General features: G+C 68.1%; 18 protein-coding genes. 9 read left to right on the top strand and 9 right to left on the bottom strand.

Annotated elements, in window-relative coordinates; genetic code table 11:
* Positions 1-50: 50 nt before the first annotated feature.
* Entirely contained in the window at positions 51-944 is an 894-nt protein-coding gene (gene dapA, locus AC5LXK_RS15640; RefSeq protein WP_493389615.1) for a 4-hydroxy-tetrahydrodipicolinate synthase, read from the bottom strand.
* Between the two features lie 451 nt (positions 945-1395).
* Here dapA and AC5LXK_RS15635 point away from each other — a divergent pair, with 451 nt between their 5' ends.
* Together AC5LXK_RS15635 and AC5LXK_RS15630 are read left to right on the top strand one after the other, a co-directional pair.
* The gene (locus AC5LXK_RS15635) at positions 1396-2415 is read left to right on the top strand and encodes a sulfate ABC transporter substrate-binding protein (protein ID WP_493389614.1); all 1020 of its coding nucleotides are present in this window, start codon (positions 1396-1398) and stop codon (positions 2413-2415) included.
* Positions 2416-2578: 163 nt separating this feature from the next.
* Positions 2579-3547 carry an ion channel gene (locus AC5LXK_RS15630; protein ID WP_493389613.1) on the top strand — a complete coding sequence of 323 codons (969 nt, stop codon included), beginning with the start codon at positions 2579-2581 and terminating at the stop codon, positions 3545-3547.
* Between the two features lie 28 nt (positions 3548-3575).
* Here the strand turns inward: AC5LXK_RS15630 and AC5LXK_RS15625 are convergent, their stop codons facing one another.
* Positions 3576-4190 carry a glutathione S-transferase family protein gene (locus tag AC5LXK_RS15625; protein WP_493389612.1) on the bottom strand — a complete coding sequence of 205 codons (615 nt, stop codon included), beginning with the start codon at positions 4188-4190 and terminating at the stop codon, positions 3576-3578.
* Positions 4191-4545: 355 nt separating this feature from the next.
* On the opposite strand from AC5LXK_RS15625, the gene AC5LXK_RS15620 reads away from it, so the two are divergent.
* Positions 4546-5103 (top strand): sugar O-acetyltransferase, encoded by a 558-nt coding sequence (locus tag AC5LXK_RS15620; protein WP_493391233.1) that lies wholly within the window; start codon positions 4546-4548, stop codon positions 5101-5103.
* Positions 5104-6972: 1869 nt separating this feature from the next.
* Entirely contained in the window at positions 6973-10545 is a 3573-nt protein-coding gene (locus AC5LXK_RS15615; RefSeq protein WP_493389611.1) for an indolepyruvate ferredoxin oxidoreductase family protein, read from the top strand.
* Between the two features lie 88 nt (positions 10546-10633).
* Here AC5LXK_RS15615 and AC5LXK_RS15610 read toward each other — a convergent pair whose 3' ends face one another.
* Entirely contained in the window at positions 10634-12301 is a 1668-nt protein-coding gene (locus AC5LXK_RS15610) for a Na+/H+ antiporter (RefSeq protein WP_493389610.1), read from the bottom strand.
* Positions 12302-12597: 296 nt separating this feature from the next.
* Between AC5LXK_RS15610 and AC5LXK_RS15605 the strand changes: the two genes are divergently transcribed.
* The 5 genes from AC5LXK_RS15605 (at position 12598) to AC5LXK_RS15585 (ending at position 16801) form a co-directional block, all read left to right on the top strand.
* On the top strand, positions 12598-13884 hold the full coding sequence (locus AC5LXK_RS15605) for a sensor domain-containing phosphodiesterase (protein WP_493389609.1): 1287 nt from the start codon (positions 12598-12600) through the stop codon (positions 13882-13884).
* 158 nt (positions 13885-14042) lie between these two features.
* Positions 14043-14429 carry a hypothetical protein gene (locus tag AC5LXK_RS15600; protein ID WP_493389608.1) on the top strand — a complete coding sequence of 129 codons (387 nt, stop codon included), beginning with the start codon at positions 14043-14045 and terminating at the stop codon, positions 14427-14429.
* A 5-nt stretch (positions 14430-14434) separates the two neighbouring features.
* Complete coding sequence (locus tag AC5LXK_RS15595; RefSeq protein ID WP_493389607.1) at positions 14435-14830, top strand: hypothetical protein; 396 nt, start codon at positions 14435-14437, stop codon at positions 14828-14830.
* An 83-nt stretch (positions 14831-14913) separates the two neighbouring features.
* Positions 14914-15639, top strand: a complete 726-nt coding sequence (locus tag AC5LXK_RS15590; RefSeq protein ID WP_493389606.1) for a copper homeostasis protein CutC — start codon at positions 14914-14916, stop codon at positions 15637-15639.
* Positions 15640-15712: 73 nt separating this feature from the next.
* A complete protein-coding gene (locus AC5LXK_RS15585; RefSeq protein ID WP_493389605.1) occupies positions 15713-16801 on the top strand; it encodes a suppressor of fused domain protein in 1089 nt (362 codons plus the stop codon).
* Between the two features lie 12 nt (positions 16802-16813).
* On the opposite strand, the gene AC5LXK_RS15580 is transcribed toward AC5LXK_RS15585, so the two are convergent.
* The 6 genes from AC5LXK_RS15580 to AC5LXK_RS15555 form a co-directional block, all read right to left on the bottom strand.
* The gene (locus AC5LXK_RS15580; protein WP_222907328.1) at positions 16814-18169 is read right to left on the bottom strand and encodes a purine-cytosine permease family protein; all 1356 of its coding nucleotides are present in this window, start codon (positions 18167-18169) and stop codon (positions 16814-16816) included.
* 221 nt (positions 18170-18390) lie between these two features.
* Positions 18391-19386, bottom strand: a complete 996-nt coding sequence (locus tag AC5LXK_RS15575) for a 5-oxoprolinase subunit C family protein (RefSeq protein ID WP_493389604.1) — start codon at positions 19384-19386, stop codon at positions 18391-18393.
* The gene (locus AC5LXK_RS15570) at positions 19376-20251 is read right to left on the bottom strand and encodes a 5-oxoprolinase subunit B family protein (RefSeq protein WP_493389603.1); all 876 of its coding nucleotides are present in this window, start codon (positions 20249-20251) and stop codon (positions 19376-19378) included. Before AC5LXK_RS15570 ends, AC5LXK_RS15575 begins: the two co-directional genes overlap by 11 nt.
* A complete protein-coding gene (locus AC5LXK_RS15565; protein ID WP_493389602.1) occupies positions 20248-21705 on the bottom strand; it encodes an acetyl-CoA carboxylase biotin carboxylase subunit in 1458 nt (485 codons plus the stop codon). Before AC5LXK_RS15565 ends, AC5LXK_RS15570 begins: the two co-directional genes overlap by 4 nt.
* A 4-nt stretch (positions 21706-21709) precedes the next feature.
* Positions 21710-21952, bottom strand: a complete 243-nt coding sequence (locus AC5LXK_RS15560; protein ID WP_493389601.1) for an acetyl-CoA carboxylase — start codon at positions 21950-21952, stop codon at positions 21710-21712.
* Positions 21953-21974: 22 nt separating this feature from the next.
* Complete coding sequence (locus tag AC5LXK_RS15555) at positions 21975-22757, bottom strand: 5-oxoprolinase subunit PxpA (RefSeq protein WP_493389600.1); 783 nt, start codon at positions 22755-22757, stop codon at positions 21975-21977.
* Between the last annotated feature and the right edge of the window lie 234 nt (positions 22758-22991).

Genomic DNA, 22991 nt, shown 5'->3' with positions numbered 1-22991 from the left:
CCGTCGGATCGGAATTCATCTGTCGTCAGCGACATGCGCGATGTAGCGGCCTATGCCGCTGCAACGCTTGGCTCAATGGCTTCGAGCGCCGAGCAGATCGCGGCCAACCGCTCCCGCAACGCGTCGCTGGCCGGCACGAACGGCAACCGCAACCCGTCCTCGCACCACCCTTGCGCCGCCAGCACGGCCTTCACCGGCGCCGGATTCGGCTCTGCGAACAGCGCCGCGACGAGCGGCTGCAGCGCGACCGACATGCGGCGTGCTTCGGCGAGCCGCCCGTCGCGCAGCAACGCGTGAATGCGCACGTGCCACTCGGGCAACACGTGCGCGCTGCTCGCGATCGCGCCATGCGCGCCGGCGCACATCGCCGCGAAGTTCTGGTTGTCGTCGCCGGACAGGATCGCGAGTGGCGTGTCGTGCACGAGCCGGCTCATCCGGTCCAGCGTGCCGCCGCATTCCTTGATCCCGGCGACGCGCGGGTCGCGTGCGAGCGCCTGCAGCGTGTCCAGTTCGACGTTCACGCCGGTGCGGTACGGGATGTTGTAGACGAGCACCGGCATGTCGGCCGCCTCGACGATCGCCTCGACATGCAGCCGGATACCGTCCTGCGTCGGTCGCACGTAGACGGGCGGCGTGACGAGCAGCCCGTCGGGCCGCAGTGCCGCGAGTTCGCGTGCGCGGGCGGCGGCGAAATGCGTGGCGCTCGCGGTCAGTCCGACGACGATCGGCAGCCCGGGCGCCGCGTCGCGCAGCGTCGCGAACACCGCGTCCTGTTCGCGCGCGTCGAGCAGCACGCCTTCACCGGTCGTCGCGCCCGCGACGAAGCCCGCGATGCCCGCGGCCGCATAGTGGCGGGCGAGCCGGGCGAGCGCCGCATGATCGACTTCGCCGTGGTGGAACGGCGTGATGATCGGCAGCCAGATACCTTCGAAACGTGTGTTCATGCAAAGCCTCATGGTGGAAACGGAGTGGGAAGGAACCGTTCCGCCGGCGGAGTGCCGGAGCGAGGCGTGCGTGCAAGGAGAATGAAACGACCTGCGGGCATCCCGTCCGGCATTCGCCTGACGGGACGCGACGTCCCCGTCAGTCGAGGAGTCGTTTTTTCAGTTTCAGCCCGGCCGCGCGCGTACCTGCCGCGATGGCGGCGAGGATCGGGAGCGAGCGCAGGGTAGCGGACATGGGTGAACCGTGAGTGGGCTGAGCGGCGATCTTAACACCGGACCGGCGGCGTGCGCGAGCATCGGCCGCCGTTTAGCAGGATTCGAGATTTGCTTTCCACGACTGATTGGAAAGCGCGCCGCGCCCGGCCGCTAGAATGCCCGCTTACGTTTCGATGACAGCGCGTACACGTGCCGTCACGCACATTCACTACCACTGGAAACGGGGCATATCACGATGGCAAGCATCAAGGGGATCGGCCGCTGGCTGCACACGGGCGCGGCGGCGGCGCTGGTCGTGGCGGCGACGGCCGCGCACGCGGACACGTCGATCCTGAACGTGTCGTACGACGTGACGCGCGAGTTGTACAAGGACATCAACACGGGCTTTGCCGCCGCCTACAAGCAGAAGACCGGCGAGACGGTCGCGATCAAGCAGTCGCACGGCGCGTCGAGCGCGCAGGCGCTGTCGGTGCTGCAGGGGCTGCAGGCCGACGTCGTGACGATGAACCAGCCGAACGACATCGACCTGCTCGCCGAGCGCGGCCAGCTGCTGCCGAAGGACTGGCGCGCTCGCTTCCCGGACAACAGCTCGCCGTATTCGACGACGATGGTGTTCCTCGTGCGCAAGGGCAATCCGAAGGCGATCAAGGACTGGAGCGATCTCGCGAAGCCGGGTGTCCAGGTGATCATCGCGAACCCGAAGACGTCCGGTAACGGCCGCTACGCGTATCTTGCCGCGTGGGGTTTCCAGAAGCAGAAGGGCGCGACCGACCAGCAGGCGCTCGATTTCGAGAAGGCGATCTTCCGCAACGTGCCGGTGCTCGATTCGGGCGGCCGCGGCGCGACGACGACTTTCACGCAGCGCGGCATCGGCGACGTGCTGGTCACGTTCGAGAACGAAGTGGCGCTGATGGACACGGGCGCGTCGGGCGCGCAGTTCGATGCGGTGTATCCGTCGGCGAGCATCCTCGCGGAGCCGCCCGTCGCCGTCGTCGACAAGGTCGTCGACAAGAAAGGCACGCGCAAGGTCGCGCAGGCGTATCTCGACTACCTGTACACGCCGGAAGCGCAGGAGATCGTCGCGCAGCACCATCTGCGCCCGCGCGACGCGAACGTGCTGAAGAAGCATGCAGCGGAGTTCAAGGCATTGAAGACGTTCAGCGTCGAGCAGGTTTTCGGCAGCTGGGCGAACGCGCAGAAGACCCATTTCGCCGACGGCGGTACGTTCGACCAGGTGATCGTCGACCGGAAGTGACCGCGGCGCGGAGCTTGCGGGTCCGCATGATGACGACGCAGCCGGCCGCTTGAGCGGCCGTTTTTTTTCGACCGCGCGGCGGATGTCCGTTCCGCACCGGCCCGCATTCCCGGCCGCCGTCGCGCGTGCTACGCTCATCGCCTCCCTGCAACCGGCCCGCGCGATGAACGTCGATTCGTCCTCCTCAGCCTCCCGCGGCCGTGGCCGCAAGATCTGGTCGGGTACCCGCCAGGTGATCGCGTACGGGATGCCGCCGCTCGGCTGGCGCGATTTCTACCATCGCGCGCTGACGGTGAGCTGGCCCGTGTTCTTCCTGTCGCTCGCGGTGCTGTTCCTGCTGCTCAACGGCGGTTTCGCGACGCTTTACCTGCTCGGCCACGCGCCGATCGCGAACCAGTCGCCGGCCGGCTTCGGCGGCGCGTTCTTCTTCAGCGTCGAGACGCTCGCGACCGTCGGCTACGGCGACATGCATCCGCAGACCGTTTATGCGCACCTCGTCGCGACGTTCGAGATCTTCGTCGGGATGTCGAGCATCGCACTGGCCACGGGGCTCGTGTTCGCGCGCTTTTCGCGCCCTCAGGCGAAGATCCTGTTCGCGCGCTATGCGATCGTGCGGCCGCTGAACGGCCGGATGACGCTGATGGTGCGCGCCGCGAATGCGCGCCAGAACGTGATTGCCGAGGCGCAGGCGAAGTTGCGGCTGATGCGCGTCGAAGGCTCGCACGAGGGCTACTTGCTGCGCAAGATTCACGACCTGCCGCTTGTGCGCAACGAGCATCCGATCTTCCTGCTCGGCTGGAACCTGATGCACGTGATCGACGAATCGAGCGCGCTGTTCGGCGAGACGCCCGAATCGCTCGCCGCGCGCGACGCGTCGCTGCTGATCACGATCGAGGGTTCGGACGAAACGACTGCGCAAATCATGCAGGCGCGTCACTCATGGGCGCATGGCGAGATCCGCTGGCGTCACCGCTACGTCGACCTGATGCACGACGAGGACGGCATCACGCACATCGACTACACGCATTTTCACGAAGTCGTGCCGATCGACGCCGACACCGGCGAGCACGGTGCGCCGGGCGTGGTGGCCGATACGGGCGCCGTGGCGCCGGGGCCGGCCGCGCAGGCGTGATCGAGGGGCGGGTACCGCCCCTCGTGCATCACGCGTGCAGCAGACGCGCCGCTTCGCGCTGTTCGATCGCGACCGCGCGGCGGAACGCGTCGCGGTCTTCGGCGCGCGCGATGTAATCGCCGAGTACGCCTTCGTGCGGCAGCAAGTGCGCGTCGAACGCGATCTTCAGCGTGCTGGCGAGCAGCAGGTCGGCTGCGGTGAAACGGTCGCCGACGAGCCAGGGGCTGTGGGCCAGCGCTTGCGCGAGCGCGCGCTGCACGCGTGCGATGTTGCCCCAGCCGAATGCGACCGGATTGCCGGACGCGCCGGTGAATTTCTCGGCCATCGCCGGTTCGAGGCAGGTCGGCGTGAAGAACATCCACTGGAGGAAACGGCCGCGCAGCGGATCGTCGGGCGCAATGCCGAGCCCGGCACCCGGGCAACGGTCGGCGAGATAGAGCAACACCGCGCCCGATTCGGCGAACGGCGCGCTGCCGTCGTCGAGCGCGGGCAGCTTGGCCATCGGGTTGACCTGCACGAACGCGTCGCTGCCCTGTTCGTGCGAGCGCAGGTCGATCGGCACGAGTTCGTACACCACGCCGATCTCTTCGAGCATCCACAACGCCCTGAACGCCCGGGTTTTCGGCCAGTAGTAGAGCTTCATCGCGCCTCCGCGTCTGGGTGCTGGTGTCGGTCCCGTGGATGCTCAAGCGTACCCGAGCGCAGGCGGTTCGGACAGGGGCGCCCGGCCAGGGGGCGGTTGTTCGTGCCTGATCTGGCGTGTCGTGCCGACGACGAATCAGGCGAAACATCCGGAAATGCCTTTGGTGACGGTGGGTGTATGAATAACTAGTAATTCAATTACTAGTTATGAAAATAATGGGTGATCCGGGCGTGAATCCGATATCACTACAATGTGCTGCGCCGCTTGCGCCGTGCCCGATAAGCGGCAACGCAATCGTTCGGCCGTGCGTCGCCGACGCGTCGCGCAACGCCGTCATCCCTGGAGACAGTCACGCATGGCAAACGACGATCGCACGACGATCATTCCGAGAAGAACGCCCGAATCGGCGGCCATGGTGGCCGAGGTCAAACGAGCGATGGCGATCACCGCGCGACTCAACCGTCTGACGTTCGACGATGCGGCGGACGTGCGCATATTGTTCGGAGAACTGATCGGGACGCAGATGGACGACAGCTTCGTATTGATCCCGCCGTTCCATGCGACGGGCGGTACCGGCATGAAGCTCGGGCGCAACGTGTTCGTCAACCAGAACTGCACCTTCTATGACCTTGGCGGGATCGAGATCGGCGACGACGTGATGATCGGGCCGAACGTCAGCCTCATCACGTCCGGCCATCCGGTCGAGCCTTCGCGGCGCCGCGATTGCGTTGTCGCAAAGCCGATCGTGATCGGGCGGAACGTGTGGATCGGCGCGGGCGCGACGATCATCGGCGGTGTGACGGTCGGCGAGAATTCGGTCGTAGCGGCCGGGGCCGTCGTCACTCGTGACGTTCCGCCGAATACGCTGGTCGGCGGCAATCCGGCAAAGGTCATCCGGTCGATTGCGGAATAACGGCGCCCGGGAGTGAATGTCGTTGCGATGGGTTTCGTCGGACGGGTGTGGACAACCGGGCCTCACGGCCACTCGAAACGCTGTGCATTTGAGCGGTGAGGGCGCCGCCGAGGCCTGCTGGACAAGCCTTTGCGGCTTTCCCCGATTTCCCCCGAAAGTGGCACACCGGTGCGCGCGCCGATTGGCAGGTGAGGATTTCGTCGCGCGCCGGGTTGTGGATATCCGCGCGTCGAAACGACTCGGCACGCTGTGGATTTCACCGGTGAGGGTGGCCGGATGCCGCGCGATACATGCAGCGGGGTGTGGACAACTCGCCGCGAAATGAAGCGAAATGCTGTGAAATTCAACGGTGAGCGTCGCGCCCGATCGCGCGGCGAGCCCGGTCTGGCGCGGGTTTCCGGCCTTTTCCGCGATTCGGGGCGCCGCGCATTCTAGCCGAATGCGCGCGCGCGCGACGATACCGGGAGGCGGTCGCGACACGGATTTCCGGTTCCCGAGGTCACTCGAAAGGCCGTGCATTCTAACGGTGAGTGGCGGCGCGTGGTCCGCCGCGCGCGGATTTCGATGTGCATCTCCACCTGCTCAGGCGATTTGGCGCGTCGTGCAATTCAATGCTGAGCGTGAGCCCGCGAACGGCGTGCAGCCGGCGACGATGAGCCCGATCGACCGCCAAAGTCGCGTGAAGCATCGTTCATTCCAGCCACTCGGCGTGCCGTGCGATTCTATGCCGGGCGCGAATCCGCGCTAGGCACGCCGCCGGCGACGATGAGGCCGATCGACCGCCAAAGTCGCGTGAAGCGTCGTTCATTCCAGCGATCTGGCGCGTCGTGCAATTCAATGCCGATCGCGAATCCGCGACAGGCGCGCAGCTTTTGAGGATGTGACGGATCGGCCGCCGAAACCGCGCGAAACGTCGCTCATCTCAGGCGCGATTGCGAGCTTGCGAACCAGGAACATGCGCGTACGCGTGTGGATATCCGGTCGTCGAAACGACTCTCGGCACTGTGTATTCCGACGGTGAGTGTCGGTGTCCGGCCGGGTGAGGCGCCGCTTCCGGCATGGATTGCCGGTCGACGATGCGCTTCAGGGCGCGCATCCTCCGGCGATCGGAGAACGGTCGGGCATGTGGATATCCAGCCCTCCAATCCACTCGGAGCCCTGTGTTTTTCAGCGGTGAGCATGAAGGAGGCGTCGCGCAATGCGCGCATTCCGGCGTCGATATCCGCCTGACAAAACCCACTCTCGATCCTGTGTAATCGAACGGTGAGGGTGAGCGGCGGATCGACGAAAGTCGCCGGTCGGATGTGGATATCCGCCGCACAAACTCACTCGCCGCACTGTGCATTTCAACGGTGAGTATCGACATCCGGGCGAGCCGAATGCCGTTTCCGGGTGTGGACATCCCCGCCTCGACGCCACTCGAAACGCTGTGCAGTCGAACGGTGAGCGCGCCCGTCCGATCGGCCGAAGAGCGCGGCGTTGTGGACATCCGGCACTATCGATCAATCGGAACGCTGTGCATTTCAACGGTGAGGGTCACCGCCCGATACCCCGGAAACCCTTGTCGCACGGGGTTCGAGCGCCGACAGCAGGGCAGGCGGCGAGCCCTCCGGCCTGTATCGGCCGTTACACCCGTCCACCCGGCCGCGCCGCACCCCGCCAATCCCGCTCCCGCCACCCGGCGCGAAAACTCTCTCAAATCCCTGCAAAAACCTGCGCAGTTTTTCTCACTGGAGCCTCGTTCGAGCAAGATGAGAAAAAACATTCTCGGCTGCGCACGAAAAAATAGAGCCATTCGCTGCCGCCGGTCACACGTCGCCCGACGCCCCGCCGCGCAGCCCAGAACAGCACAATCCGGAGACATCCCCCATGACCGCCCGCCTGCCCGTCGACGGCACGCCTGCCCTGTCCGACTACCGCCTGACCGACAACCTGACCGCGACGCGCGGCCGGATCTTCCTGACCGGCACGCAGGCGCTGGTCCGCCTGCTGCTGCTGCAGCGTACGGTCGACACCGAACAGGGGCTCAACACGGCCGGCTTCGTCAGCGGCTATCGCGGCTCGCCGCTCGGCATGGTCGACCAGCAGCTGTGGAAGGCGAAGAAGCTGCTCGACACCAGCGGCGTGCGCTTCCTGCCCGCGATCAACGAGGAACTCGGCGGCACGGCCGTGCTCGGCACACAGCGGGTCGAAGCCGATCCCGAGCGTACGGTCGAGGGCGTGTATGCGATGTGGTACGGCAAGGGCCCGGGCGTCGATCGCGCCGGCGATGCGCTGAAGCATGGCAACGCGTACGGCTCGTCGCCGCACGGCGGCGTGCTCGTCGTCGCCGGTGACGACCATGGCTGCGTATCGTCGTCGATGCCGCACCAGAGCGACTTCGCGATGATGGCCTGGCACATGCCGGTCGTGAACCCGGCGAACATCGCCGACATGCTCGAATTCGGCCTGTATGGCTGGGCGCTGTCGCGCTACTCGGGCGCCTGGGTCGGCTTCAAGGCGATCTCGGAAACGGTCGAGTCGGGCTCCACCGTCGATCTCGATGCGCTGCAGACGCGGTGGCCGGCACCGGAGGGCTTCACGCCGCCGGCGGGCGGCCTGCACAACCGCTGGCCCGACCTGCCGAGCCTGACGATCGAGGCGCGCCTTGCCGCGAAGCTCGATGCGGTCCGCCATTTTGCGCGCACCCACAGCATCGACAAGTGGATCGCACCGGGTACGCATGCGAACGTCGGCATCGTCACCTGCGGCAAGGCGCACCTCGACCTGATGGAAGCGCTGCGCCGTCTCGACCTGACCGTCGCCGATCTCGACGCGGCCGGCGTGCGGATCTACAAGGTCGGCCTGTCGTATCCGCTCGAGATGACGCGGATCGAGACCTTCGTCGACGGTCTCGCCGAAGTGCTGGTGATCGAGGAGAAGGGCCCCGTCATCGAGCAGCAGATCAAGGACTACCTGTACAACCGTACGGAAGGCGCGCGCCCGCGCGTGCTCGGCAAGCACGACGCCGTCGGCGCCTGCCTGCTGTCGGAACTCGGCGAGCTGCGCCCGTCGCGCATCCTGCCGGTGTTCGCCGAATGGCTCGCGCGGCACAAGCCGGCGCTCGATCGCCGCGAGCGCGTCGTCGATCTCGTCGCGCCGCAAATCCTGTCGAACGAGGCGGACGCGGTGAAGCGCACGCCGTACTTCTGCTCGGGCTGCCCGCACAACACGTCGACGAAGGTGCCGGAAGGCTCGATCGCGCAGGCCGGCATCGGCTGCCACTTCATGGCGTCGTGGATGGAGCGCGACACGACCGGGCTGATCCAGATGGGCGGCGAGGGCGTCGACTGGGCCGCGCACGCGATGTTCACCAACACGAAGCACGTGTTCCAGAACCTCGGCGACGGCACCTACTTCCATTCGGGCATCCTCGCGATCCGCCAGGCAGTCGCCGCGAAAGCGAACATCACGTACAAGATCCTCTACAACGATGCGGTCGCGATGACGGGCGGCCAGCCGGTCGACGGCAGCATCTCGGTGCCGCAGATCGCCCGGCAGGTCGAGGCGGAAGGCGTGTCGCGCTTCGTCGTCGTGTCCGACGAGCCGGAGAAGTACGACGGCCATCACGGGCAGTTCCCGGCAGGCACGACGTTCCATCACCGCAGCGAGCTCGACACGGTACAGCGCGAGCTGCGCGAGACGCCGGGCGTCACGGTGCTGATCTACGACCAGACCTGCGCGGCCGAGAAGCGCCGCCGCCGCAAGAAAGGCGAATTCCCCGACCCGGACAAGCGCCTGTTCATCAACGACGCGGTGTGCGAAGGCTGCGGCGACTGCGGCGTGCAGTCGAACTGCCTGTCGGTCGAGCCGCTCGAGACGCCGCTCGGCCGCAAGCGCCGCATCGACCAGTCGTCGTGCAACAAGGATTATTCGTGCGTGAACGGCTTTTGCCCGAGCTTCGTGACGGTCGAAGGCGCGGCGCTGAAGAAGGCCGCCGGCGCCGCGTTCGACGAAGCGGCGCTTGCCGCGCGCGTCGACGGGCTGCCGGTGCCGGCGACGCATCTCGACGCGGCGCCGTTCGACATGCTCGTGACGGGTGTCGGCGGCACCGGGGTCGTGACGGTCGGCGCGCTGATCAGCATGGCCGCACACCTCGAAGGCAAGAGCGCATCGGTGCTCGACTTCATGGGTTTCGCGCAGAAGGGCGGCTCGGTGCTGTCGTTCGTGCGGATCGCGTCGAGCGACCGGTGGCTGAACCAGGTGCGCATCGACACGCAGCAGGCCGACGTGCTGCTCGCGTGCGACATGGTCGTCGGCGCCAGCGCCGAGGCGCTGCAGACGGTGCGTCACGAGCGTACGCGGATCGTCGTCAACACGCACCGGATCCCGAACGCATCGTTCGTGCAGAACCCCGACGCGAACCTGCATGCGGACGCGCTGCTCGAGAAGATGCATCACGCGGCCGGCGACGGCTACCTGTCGAGCTGCGACGCGCAGGCGCTCGCCGCGAAGTTCCTCGGCGATTCGATCGGCGCGAACATCCTGATGCTCGGCTACGCATGGCAGCTCGGCCTCGTGCCGGTGTCGCTCGCCGCGATGATGCGCGCGATCGAGCTGAACAACGTCGCGGTGCCGATGAACAAGCTTGCGTTCTCGATCGGCCGGATGGCGGCCGGCGACGCGGCAGGCCTCGATGCATTGTGGAACGCGCGTCACACGGTGGCCGCGCACGCCGCGCCGGAAACGCTCGCGGAGCTGGTCGCCGATCGCGAAGCGCGGCTCGACGCATACGGCGGCGCGCGTTACGTCGAACGCTACCGTGCGCTCGTGAACGCCGCACGCGCGAAGGGCGACGACGCACTGACGCGCGCGGTTGCGACGACGTTCTATCGGCTGCTCGCGGTGAAGGACGAATACGAGGTCGCGCGGCTGTACACGGACGATACCTTCCGCACGGCGCTCGAGGCGCAGTTCGAAGGTGTGCCGGGACAGACGTATCGCGTGAAGTTCAACATGGCGCCGCCGACGGTCGCGAAGGCCGGCAGCGACGGCAGCACGCCGAAGAAGCGCGTGTTCGGCCAGTGGATGTGGCCGGTGCTCGGCATGATGGCGCGTGTGCGCAGCCTGCGCGGCACGTGGCTCGATCCGTTCGGCCGTACCGTCGAGCGCAAGATGGAGCGCGCGCTCGCCGACGACTACGAGACGACGCTCGCGCGTGCGTTCGCCGCGATGACGGCCGGCAATGCGGCACAGGTCGCGCAACTGGCCGACCTGCACGCGCGCGTGCGCGGCTTCGGCCACGTGAAGGTGCGCAACCTGGCCGGCGTGAAGCGCACGGAGCGCGAGCTCGCGCTGCAGCTCGGCATCGATGCGGCGACGAGCGCGGCCGTGCAGCATGCGCTCGACGAGATGAAGGGCGCAGGCATGCTGAAGGGGATTCCGGTCGTCGTCGCGAAGTAACGCGTACGCGAGCGGATGTGAAAACGGCGACGCATATGCGTCGCCGTTTTTTATGCGCGGCAGCCGGGCGTCGATCGCTGCCGGCTCGTCAGAGAATGCCTTTCTTGCGCGTCGACAGCGCGGTTTCCGACAGGTCGATCTCGCGGATCAGCTTCGTCAGCGTCTCGTCGGAAATCTTACTGTCGCTGCGCAGCCGGTACAGCGCCGAGCGTTCCGCGCGCACGGCCGCGATCCGCATCTGCAGTTCCATCGTTTCGGCCTGCTTCGCTTCCGCGCGCGGCGTGGGGCCGTCCTCGGCGAGCGCGGAGAGCCGGCGGCGGTACTGGTCCATCACGCGGGCGGAGATGTCCGCGCAGCGTGCGGCGCCCGATTCGTCGAGATCGACCGAAATCGCATCGTGCGACGCGTCGATCGCGCGGATCGCGGCCTGCGCGGCGGCCGAGCGCGCGGAGCGCTCCTCGTCGCCGAGCGGGTTGCGCGTCGAGCGCACGCCGCGCAAAAGCAGCGGCAGCCCGATCACGGCGACGATCAGCGAGCCGAGGATCACGGCCGATGCGACGAAGATCGCGGTGTCGCGTCCGGGCAGCGGCGCACCGTCCGACAATGCGACCGGGATCGACAGCACACCGGCGAGCGTGACCGCGCCGCGCACGCCGCCGACCGTCATCACGGCGATCGTGCGCACACCGGCCATCGTGCCCGCGAGGCCCTGGCGCGCGGCGCGGCGGCTCGCGAACCAGCGCAGCAGCCACACCCACGTGAAGCGGATCGCATACAGCGCGAGCATCATCGCGCACACGTTGAAGATCATCCGGCCCACCAGCGCGTCGCTCGTATGGTGCGCATCGACGAGCGCACGGCCGATGATGTGCGGCAACTGCAGCCCGAGCATGATGAACACCATGCCGTTGAACACGAACTCGATCATCGCCCACGTGCTTTCGGCACGCACGCGCGACGCGACGGTGCTTTTGCGCGAGAAGCTCGTGTAATTCATCATCATCCCGGCCGACACGGCCGCGAGCACGCCCGACAGGTCGAGATGTTCGGCGAACAGGTAGGCCGCGAACGGCACGAGCAGCGTCATCACGATGCCGGGGGCCGGATCGCCTTCCTGCTCGGCGTTCAGGAAACGCGCCGACAGCGCGCTGAACACCCACGACACGATCGCGCCCGTCGCGAGCCCGCCGGCGGCGACGATCACGAACGTGACCGACGCGGCGCGCAGCGAGAACACGCCCGTCAGCGCGGCCGCGATCGCGAACTTCAGCGCGACGAGGCCCGACGCGTCGTTCATCAGCGCCTCGCCTTCGAGGATGTGCATCAGCTGCGGCGGGATCCGGCCCTTGCCCGCGATGCCCGACAGCGCGACCGCGTCGGTCGGCGACAGCACGGCCGCGAGCGCGAACGCGATCGGCAGCGGCAACTCGGGAATCAGCCAATGCGCGAAGTAGCCCACTGCGAGTACCGTCATGAACACGAGCCCGAATGCGAGCATCAGGATCGCGCGGCGCTGCAGGTACAGCTCGCGTTTCGGAATCCGCCAGCCGTCCGCGAACAGCAGCGGCGGAATGAACAGCAGCATGAAGATCTCGGGGTCGAACGTGACGTGCAGGTTCAGCTTCGGCCATGCGAGCATCGCGCCGAACGCGATCTGCATCAGCGGCAGCGGCAGTTGAAACGGCAGATTGCGCGTGACGGCGCCGGACAGCGCGACGGTCAGCAGCAGGATGAGGACTGTGAAGACGATTTCCATCGATACGGCGAATACGGGGAATGAAACGATCGTACGGAGTGTAGCGTGCTGACGTGACGGCTGCGCTCGAGTGGCCGGTGCGCGCGCACGAAAGTGGTGCATCGGGCGTGCGCCGTGATGGTGCGAAGACCCTGCGCAGCCGCATGGCGCACGGGTTGTCGGTACCTTGCACGGAGCTTGCTTGAAGGTGGACAGCCGTCCGGCATCGACCGGGCAACCGAGGGTCCAACCATGACATTGCGCGCGCTGTCCGTTTTGCCGGGCAGCGCGTTCGAACGCATCACGAGGAGGAAGGCATGACGATCGTTCAACAGGAGCGTCCGTCCGCCGCGTCGCCGTATCGGTTCGAACGGGAGATGAGTTCCGGCTTCGAACGTCTGGCCACGCAGCATCGCGACCTGACGCTGACGACCGTGTTCCAGCCGATATTCAGCCTGTCGCACCAGCGTGCGGTCGGCTACGAGGCGCTGCTGCGGGCGCACGATGCGCTCGATCGCGCCGTATCGCCGCTCGACGTGTTCGGCGAGGCCGCGCGCCAGGGCGAACTGCTGCAGCTCGACCGGCTCGCGCAGGCGCTGCATCTGGAAAACTTCGCACTGCTCGGCGCCGAGCGCGAGTGGTTGTTTCTCAACGTCCATCCGGGCGTGCTCACCGACCCGTTCCAGGCCGCCGCGCTGCTCGCGAACCTGAAGCGGCTCGGCATGCCGCCGCGCCGCATCGTGCTCGAAGTGCTCGAACAGCGCGCGGACGACGTCGAGCGGCTCGCGGAGGCCGTGCGCGAATTCCGCACGCACGGGTTCCTGATCGCGCTCGACGATTTCGGCGCGGGCCACTCGAACCTCGAACGGATCTGGCAACTGAACCCGGACATCGTGAAGCTCGACCGGATCATGCTGTCGCACGCGGCGCACCGCACCGGGCTCACCGCGATCCTGCACGGGCTCGTCACGTTGCTGCACGAGGCCGGCAAGCTCGTGCTCGTCGAAGGGATCGAGACCGAGCACGAGGCGCAGATCGCGCTGTCGTGCGAGGCCGATTTCGTGCAGGGCTATTACTTCGGCCGCCCGGCGCCGGGATTGCCCGACAGCGCGATGGCGAACGGCTGCATCGGCGAGCTGACCGAGCGCTTTCGTCAGCAGACCGAAGCGCGCGAGCGGCGCGATGCGCAGCGGCTCGCACCGTACCTGCGCGCGTTCGAGCGTGCGGCCGAGCGTCTCGCGGCCGGCGAGCCGCTCGATGAGGTGTGCTGGAACTTCCTCGCGCTCGACGCGGCCGCGCGCTGCTTCCTGCTCGACGCGCACGGCCGGCAATCGGGCCGCAACGTCGTGCTGCGCGCCGATCGCGCGCTCGCCGAGGCGCGCTTCTCGCCGCTGGCGGATGCGCAGGGCGCGAACTGGCTGCGGCGGCCGTACTTCCGCTCGGCAATCGCAGAGCCGGGGCGCGTGCAGGTCACGCGGCCGTACCTGTCGATCAACGAGGCGCAGCCGTGCGTGACGCTGTCGGTCGCCGTGCGCGTCGGCGATACGCAGCGCGTGCTGTGCGGCGATATCGACTGGATCGACGACGAAGCGGACGCGGGCTAGCGACGGGCGAATCATACGTGGCGACCGGGGCGCGGCGGGGCGGGGCGGCCGTTGCGTTCGTCACGCCCTTCCCCGACAATGGCGCGGCCGCGGCCGTCGTGACCGCGATCGCGCCGTCCCGGGGGCCAACCATGGCGGCGAATAAAAAGGAAAACACAATGAAAAGACCGATTTCGCTGACCATCCTCGCGTGGATCATCATCGTGACCAACGCGATCACGTGCGTCTATACGCCATTCTCGATCGGCATGCCGACCACCCAGGCGCTGCTGTCGCACTACCTGCTGCCCGTCTGGGCGACGCTCGGCATCAGCGTGATCATCGAAGCCGCGAACGTCGTGATCGGCATCGCGATCCTCAAGGGGCGCGAGTGGTCGCGCAAGGCGTATATCGCAACGTCGGTGTTCAGCTTCGCGTTCTCGTTCGTCAACATGCCGCCGTCGATGTTCGCGGTGCTGATTCCGGGCTTCCTGCTGTTCGCGGTGTTCGTCTACCTGCTGTTCCGGCGCCCCGCGACCGCGTATTTCCGCCAGGCCCTCGCGTGAGGAGCATGCGCAACGCGCTGGCGATCGTGCTGTTCACGATCGCCGGCTTCTGCGTGATCGCCGCGCAGATGTTCGCGTTCATGAGGGTCGGCCATGCGGGTGTGGCCGTCGTATTCGGCGCCGTGCTGTTCGCGGTGTCGGCCGTGCTGCTGGCTGCGGGCGCGTTTGCCGGTGCATTCCGGCCGCGGGCGCGCGGTGCCGGCATCGCGCTGCTCGTCGCGACCGCGACCACCGCGCTCGGGATGATCGGCTGGGCGACGCTCCTGCTCGCGCCGGGGATCGTCGACGTGATGCAGCAGCAGGGCGTGCACGTCGATGTGCGGATGTTCCGGTTCGCACCCGGTATCGCCGTGACCGGCCTGTCCGCGCTCGTCGGCGTGTGGCTCGCGCGGCGCGGCTGACGAGCGGGGGCGCCGGCACGCTGGCGTCCGTCACGCGGCTCGGCTAGGATGCGCGAATTGTCCAGACGATTCGCGGGCCGCCCATGAACCGAAACGCCGCTTCTTCCGTCCTCCTCGAAGTGATCGCCACGACCGTCGGCGATGCGAAGGCCGCTGCCCGCGCGGGCGCCGACCGCCTCGAGCTCGTGACCGCGATCACCGAAGGCGGCCTGACGCCGAGCGTCGGCCTGATCGAGGCCGTCGTGGCCGCCGTGCCGATTCCCGTGAACGTGATCGTGCGCCCGCACAGCCGGTCGTTCGTCTATGACGCCGACGACCTGCGCGTGATCGAGCGCGACGTGCGTGCGGCCGTCGCGGCCGGCGCGAACGGTGTCGTGTTCGGCGCGCTCGATGCGCGCGGCGACGTCGATCTCGGCGCGCTGGCCCGCATCGCGGCCGCCGCGGACGGCCGCGCGCTCACGTTCCACCGCGCGTTCGACGTCGCGCGCGACCTCAACGCTGCATTCGATGCGCTGCTGCGCGTGCCGGCCGTGACGTCGGTGCTGACGTCGGGCGGCCATCCGTCCGTCCTCGACGCGGTCGCGACCGTGACGCGGCTGGTGCGGCAGGCGGCGGGCACGACCTGCACGGTGCTGGCCGGCTCGGGGCTCACGATCGACGCAGTCGGCGATTTCGTCCGTGCGACCGGTGTGCGCGCGGTGCATTTCGGTTCGGGCGTGCGGCCGCGCGGCGAGGTGCTGGCGCCCGTCGACGAACAGCGCGTCGAGCGCGTGCGCGCGGCGCTCGACGGCGCGGCGGCGCACGTGTGACGCATTCGGCGGCGGCGGCCGCCGCACGCACCGTGCACGACACACTGCAACATCAAGCGGGGGAGAGGGCCACATGACCGACGCAACACACGACACACAGGATGGCGCGGACGATGACGCGGCGCCGGGCTGGGACGCGATCGACGGCGCACTCGCGCACCTCTATCCGGGCCAGGAGCCGAAGCACTTCGGCACGCTGGTCAAGTGGCGGCTCGGCGGCCCCGATCCGCTCGACGGGATCAGCGTGTGGAAACGCGCGGACCCCGTCCCGCACTGGCACTTCGTCACGTACGGGCTGAGCGAGCTGTATGCGAAGGAGTCCGACGATCCGGACGTCAGCGGCTTCGGGTTCGAGCTGACGATGCGCGTCGCGTGCGCGGCCGGCGAAGACGAGTCGCCGCGCTGGGTGTTCAGTTTCCTGCAGAACCTCGCGCGCTACGTGTTCCAGAGCGGCAACGCATTCGACGACGGCCACTGGATGACGGCCAACGGCCCGATCGCGCTCGATACCGGCACGGCGCTCTGCTCGATGGGTTTCGCGTTCGATCCTGAACTGCCGGAGATCGACACGCCGCACGGCAGTCTCGCGTTCCTGCAGATCGTCGGGCTGACGCTCGACGAGGAGCGCGCCGCGAAGCGCTGGCGGACGCGCGCGCTGCTCGACACGCTGCTGCCGTACATGCCGCTCTGGGTGACCGATCTCGGCCGCGCGTCGCTGCTCGAGCGTGCGGACGTGCGCGCGCAGGTCGACGCCGGCACGCAACGCGACGGCTCGGCAAGCGGCTACCTGTTCACGGACGTGCTCGGATGGGAAACGCGCAAGCGGTTGCTGCGCGCGCCCGTGATCGAGATCACCGTCGGCGCGAAGCAGGTCGACGAACTCGCCACGTTGCTGCCGCTGCGGTTGCCGTTCGACCGGCCGTTCAACCTGGTCGGCCACGACGGCGCGGCGCGGTTCGTGCGCGGCGACGCGAACGCCGTGACCGACGAAGACGGCACGCTGACGCTGCGGCTTACCGACGCGACGGTGCAGGCGCTGGCCCGTACGCTGAAGCCGCTTGCCGGCGAGTATGCGATCGACGGGCTCGACGGCGTGCGCTGGCGGGTGGCGAAGACGGTGATCCGCGACGCGCAGGGCAACCCGGTGCAGACGATAGGGTAAGTCGCCGCCGCGTCACGTATTCCGCACGAACCAGGTCCGTTTCGCGGTGCCGAGCAGCGCCCGATAGACGACCCACGACACGACGAAGGTCGCCGGCGCCGACAGCGATGCGGCAAACCCGGTCGCCTGGTTCAGCGCGAGCCCCGCGAACGCGCCGGCGAACCACGCGGTCAGCCCGCCCGGGTTGAATACGGGCACGTGCGCGTCGCGGCATTCGACGTCGTCGCCGACGAGCTGCCCGTAGCGTGCCGACAGGATGTGCGCGAGCGCGACGCCGACCCATGCGACGACGAAGATGCCCTGGTACGCGAGCGCCTGCAGGATCCGCGAGAAGATGTCGGCCATCATCAGCGCGTAGACGACTGCGCCGACCACGAGCGCCCACACGAACTTCGGCGCGCGCAGCCCGGCGACCTTCTGGAAGAACGCCTGCATGTTGACGGTCGCGAGGTAGTAGTTCGCGGTATTGATGCGCGACTGCGTGACCCACACGAACAGCAGCCCCCACACGCCCATCAGCTTCAGCAGCGCGAGCACGACCGACACTTCCGACAGCGTGCCGAGCCCGGGAATCGTGCTGACGAGATAGATGCCGGCCGCGCCGTTGACGAGGAACGTGACGAGATAGAACGGCATCCCGAAGTTGAAGCGGCCGTGATAGCGGGCGTCCTCCTTGCGGCCGAAGCGCGCGTAGTCGAACGTGAACATCATCAGCACCCACACGCCCATGTAGTAGACGAAGCACTGCCACCAGCCGCCGGCCGGCGCGCCGCCCGCCGGCCCGAAATCGAGCCACGCGGCGTGATAGCCGTATTCGGCCGTCGCGAGCCCGACCGCCGCGAGCAGCCCGAGCAGGTAGAACGGCAGCAGCACGCCGTTGAACTTGTCGAGCCAGTGCTGCACGCTGCCGAACACGAGCGGCACGCTGTAGCAGACGACGATCAGCGCGGCCCACTTGTAGTCGAGCGCCGGAAACTGGTGATGCGCGGCGACCGCGATCACCGAGCCCTCGAACACCGCGTAGTAGATCGCCGTCGCGAAGAAAATCAGCGTCGCGAGCGCGGCGCCCGCGCTGCCGAACAGCACGCGCGAGAACAGTGCGACCGACAGCCCGGTGCGGATCGCATAGCGGCTGATGATCGAATTGACGATGCCGTACGACACCACCGACAGTGCCATTCCGATCAGCGCGTTGCGCGCGCCGTAGGTGAGCGCGAGCGTCGCGCCGACGACGATGTAGAACACCGCGCTGCAGACGGCCCACCACGCCATCGTCAGCGAAAAGGGCGGCATGCGCGCGTGATCGGGAATGGCGAGCGTCGACAGGTCGAGATCCTCGTCGGTGCGGGCCTGAGCCAGGTTGGCCATGAGCGTGCTCCTCGATGAAGCAAAACAGCGGACGACGTCTGGGCCGCGGCACATGCGATCCGCAGGGTTGCCCCGACGTCGGGCGGGCAACCGGTCCGGCAGAAACGGCGCGCAAGCGTCCCCGCCGCGCCGCGCGCGGGCGCACGGGAGGGAAACGAAAGCGAAGGATGAAAGAGGCGGGCGGCGAACGGCGCCCGGCACGCTGGCCGGGCGTCCGGCGCTCAGTCCTGCAGCACGGCGCGCAGCAGCGCGAGGCGTCGCTGGTACTCGCGGCGTGCCGCGAGCGCATCGGCCATCGTCACGCGCACGAAGCGCGCGCGATGGTTCGGCTGCATCTGGCCGATCAGGTCCAGGTCGGCGCTGATGACCGTGCCGATCGTCGCGTAGCCGCCGCCCGACACCGCGTCGCGGTGCAGGATGATCGGCTCGAGCCCGGCCGGCACCTGGATCGAGCCGATCGGATAGCACGCGTCGACGATGTTCGACGGGTCGGCGCCCGCGCCGAACGGCTGTTCGCGCGGCCTGAACTGCAGCGGGCGCCCGTTCTTGTAGCGGTAGCCGATGCGGTCGGCTTCGGGCGCGACGGTCCATTCGTCGTCGAAGAACGTGTGCGCCGATGCGTCGGTGAGCCGGTAGTGGTACAGGCCCGTCAGCACGCGCAATTCGACCTGGCTGTCGAGCGGCCGGACGACCGCCGCCGGCAACTCGCGTCCTTCGCGATGCATGCCGCGCGCGGCGCCGATCGGCAGTCGGTCGCCCTTCTGCAGGCGCCGGCCCGCGTGGCCGCCGATCGCGCCGAGCGCGTAGGTCGAGCGGCTGCCGAGCACGACCGGTACGTCGATGCCGCCCGCGACGGCCACGTAAGCCCGCGCACCGCCCTTCACGTAGTTGAACGACAGCACGCTGCCCGCACGGATGTGCAGCGCGATGTTGCAGCACTGCCCGACGCCGTCGATCTTCGGCGTCATCTCGGCGCCGGTGACGGCAACGAGCGCGTCCGTATGGAACAGCAGCTCCGGGCCGAGCAGCGTGCATTCGAGCACGGCCGCTTCTTCGGGATTGCCGACCAGCAGGTTCGCCGCGCGCGACGCGTACTGGTCGAGCGCGCCCGACGGCGGGATGCCGACGTGGTAGTAGCCTTGCCGGCCCATGTCCTGGACCGACGTCGCGAGGCCGGGCTTGATGACCTCGATCAGGTTGTGCGCGTCAGCTGGCATGCAGCACCTCGACGAGAGAACGGTTGACCGCATCGGGATCGCGCCGGAACGCGTCGAGCGAGAATTTCACGGGGCGCACGCGCAGCGAGAACGTGCCTGCCTCGACGGCCGCCACCGCCGCGTCGTATGCATCGCGATCGATCGGCTGGAATTTCACGATGTCGCCGGGCCGGAAGAACACCATGAAATCGTGCAGGTAGTCGAGCCGCTGCGCGGGATCGAAGATCGGCGCCGGCGTCACGCCGAACATCTGGTAGCCGCCCGCGCCGCGTACCGAATAGATGCAGCCGAAGCAGCCGCCGTGGCCGACCGTCAGCTTCGGCGTGTCGGTGCGCGGCCGCAGGTATTTCGGCACCTCGAGCTGGCGTTCGCGCTCGACCATCTGGTACATGAACGGCAGGCCCGCGACGAAGCCGACCATCGACACGAACCACGGCGAGCCCGAATGCGCGGCGATGAATTCGTCGACGTCGCGCTTGCCGTTGATTCGCGCCGCATATTCGAGATCGGTCGACGACGGATCCTGGTGACGCTCGCGAAACCGCATCAGCGTCTCGTGCGTCCACGGGTCGTTGTAGAGCACCGGCACCTCGACGATGCGCGTGTCGAGTTCGAGCGGCGCGTCGCCGACCTCGGCCTCGACCGTCTTCAGCAGCGCGACGAGCGCGTCGGGCTCGATCACGTCCGGGTCGTAGCGCACCTGGTAGGACGCGTTCGCCGGGCAGATTTCGGTGATGCCCGGCACCGCGCGCCGCTGCAGCTCGCGCGTGATCGCCGTGCCCTTGAAGAACGCGTCGAGCGACATCGCCTCGCTGATCTCGACGAACACGAACTCGTCGCCGCCGAACGTATAACGGGTCGTCACAGGGCCTCCCCGACGCGCGCGGCGTCCGCGGTTGCGTGCTGCCGGGCGGCGGCCGTCGCGACCTCGCGCCATTGCGGCATCCATGCTTCGAGAAAATTCGTGTGATAGCGGCCCGCGCGCACGTCGTCGTCCGCGAGCAGCGCGACGTGCAGCGGCGCGGTGGTCTTCAGGCCGCCGACGTGCAGCTCGCCGAGCGCGCGCGACAGGCGCCGCAGCGCGGCCGCGCGGCTTTCGTCGTGCACGATCAGCTTCGCGAGCAGCGAATCGTAGAACGGCGGCACGACGTAGCCCGGATAAAGCAGCGAATCGACGCGCACGCCGGGGCCGGTCGGCCACACCAGTTCGTCGATCCGGCCGGGATTCGGGCGGAAATCCTGCAGCGGATCTTCCGCGTTGATCCGGCATTCGAGCGCCGCGCCGCGCATCGCGATGTCCGGCTGCGCGAACCGCAGCGGCTCGCCGTCGGCGATGCGCAGCGTCTCGCGCACGAGATCGATGCCGGTGATCGCCTCGGTCACCGGATGCTCGACCTGGATGCGCGTGTTCATCTCGATGAAGTAGAACTCGCCGCGCGCGTCGTCGAACAGGTATTCGAGCGTGCCCGCGCTGCGGTAGCCGACTTCGCGCGCGAGGCGCGTGGCCGACGTGCACAGCGCGTCGCGCTGCGCCGGCGTGAGCGACGGCGACGGCGCTTCCTCGAGAATCTTCTGGCGGCGCCGCTGCAGCGAACATTCGCGCTCGAACAGATGGACGACGTCGCGGCCGTCGCCGAGCACCTGCACCTCGATGTGCCGCGCCCGTGCGATGAAGCGTTCAAGATAGACGCCGCCGTCGCCGAACGCGGCCTGCGCCTCGCGCTGCGCGAGCGGCAGTTCGGCGTCGAGCTGCGCGGCGTCGTGCGCGACGCGGATGCCGCGCCCGCCGCCGCCCGCGGCCGCCTTGATCATGATCGGATAGCCGATGCGCGCGGCGACCGTGCGAGCCTCGTCGAGCGACTGCACGACGCCGTCGCTGCCGGGCACCGTCGGCACGTTCGCGCGCCGCGCGGTGTCGCGGGCGCGCGCCTTGTCGCCCATCGTCGCGATGACCTGCGAGTCGGGGCCGACGAAGATCAGCCCGGCCGCCTCGACCTGCGCGGCGAACGCGGCGTTCTCGGACAGGAAGCCGTAGCCGGGATGGATTGCGTCCGCGCCGCATTGCCGCGCGGCATCGAGGATCGCGGCGGGATTCAGGTAGCTCTTCGCCGCATGCGACGATCCGATGTGGATTGCTTCGTCGGCCATGCGCGCGGCGAGGCTGTCGCGGTCCGCGTCGCTGACCACGGCGACCGCGCGCATGCCGAGCTCGCGCGCCGCGCGGATCACGCGCACCGCGATTTCGCCGCGGTTCGCGACCAGCACGGTCTTGATCCGCGACGGGCGATAGAACGTGTCGGGGGAGGTGGCCGGTTTCATCGCGTCACCCCTCGATCCGCATCACTACCTGGCCGGCATCGACCGGCTCGCCGTCCTCGACGAGCAGCTCGACGACGCGGCCGGCCGCATCGGCCTCGATCTCGGTGAACTGCTTCATCACTTCGACGAGGCCGACCACGGCGCCGGCGGCGACCGTCGCATCCACCGCGACGTAGTAGTCCGCGTCGGGCGACGGGCGCCGGTAGAACGTGCCCGGCAACGGGCTGACGATATCGTGCAATGCCATCTTGCGTCTCCTTGAATCGGGTTCAGTGATGGGCGGCGAGCGGTCGCGGGCCGGCGGTCCGGATGCCTTCGCGCACCAGCGCGTGGCGCGTTTCGCGGACGAGGTCGAGCGCGCCCGGCGTGTCGCTGTGGATGCAGACCGAATCGAAATCGATGTCGATCTCGTCGCCGTCGACCGTGCGCACCTTGCCGTCGATGCATGCGCGCAGCACCTTGTCGGCGACCTGGTGCGGATCGAGCCGGCCCACGCGGCGCGTGAACACGATCGAGCCGCTGCGGTCGTAGTCGCGATCGGCGTAGAACTCGCGGATCACCGGCTGCGCGTACTCCATCGCCACGCGATAGGTGACCGATGCTTCCATGCAGTACAGCCACAGGCCCGGGTCGACGCGCTGCAGCGTCTCGATCAGCAGCCGCGAGAACGCTTCGTTGCCCGCCGCATGCATGTAGAGCGCGCCGTGCGGCTTGATGTGCTGCAGGCTCACGCCGTTGAGCCGGGCGAACTCGCGCAGCGCACCGAGCTGGTACAGGATGTCGTTGACGAGCGCCTGCGGCGTTTCGGTGATCGTGCGGCGGCCGAAGCCGGCCAGGTCGCGAAAGCCCGGATGCGCGCCGATCCCGACGCCGGCGTCGCGTGCGAGCTGCACCGTGCGCGCCATGATGTTCGGATCGCCGGCATGAAAGCCGGTGGCGATGTTCGCCGAGCTGATGAGCGGCATGATCTGCTCGTCGACGCCGTCGCCGATCGTCCACGGGCCGAAACCTTCGCCCATGTCGGAATTCAGGTCGACACTGTGCTTCCTCATACGGTTCGTTCCTCCAGGTTCTCCGGCTTGGCCTGCGCCGGAGCGCGGGCCTGGACCGTGTTGAACGCAGGTTAGCCGTGCGGGGTGCGTCAAAATAGTTCTATTTTTATATACGACCGTATCGATTTTTCAGATATCGGCCGAGTCGGCCGCGCAGCGCCGCCACAGGCCGATGTGCGCGGGTCGGGCGGCCCCGGATTGCCGCCGGCGGGGCGGTTGATATGATGTTTGCCG

This window comes from Burkholderia pulmonis (assembly GCF_984667975.1).
Note: the sequence above shows the minus strand (reverse complement) of the source record. Positions and strands in the feature narration are given on the sequence as shown.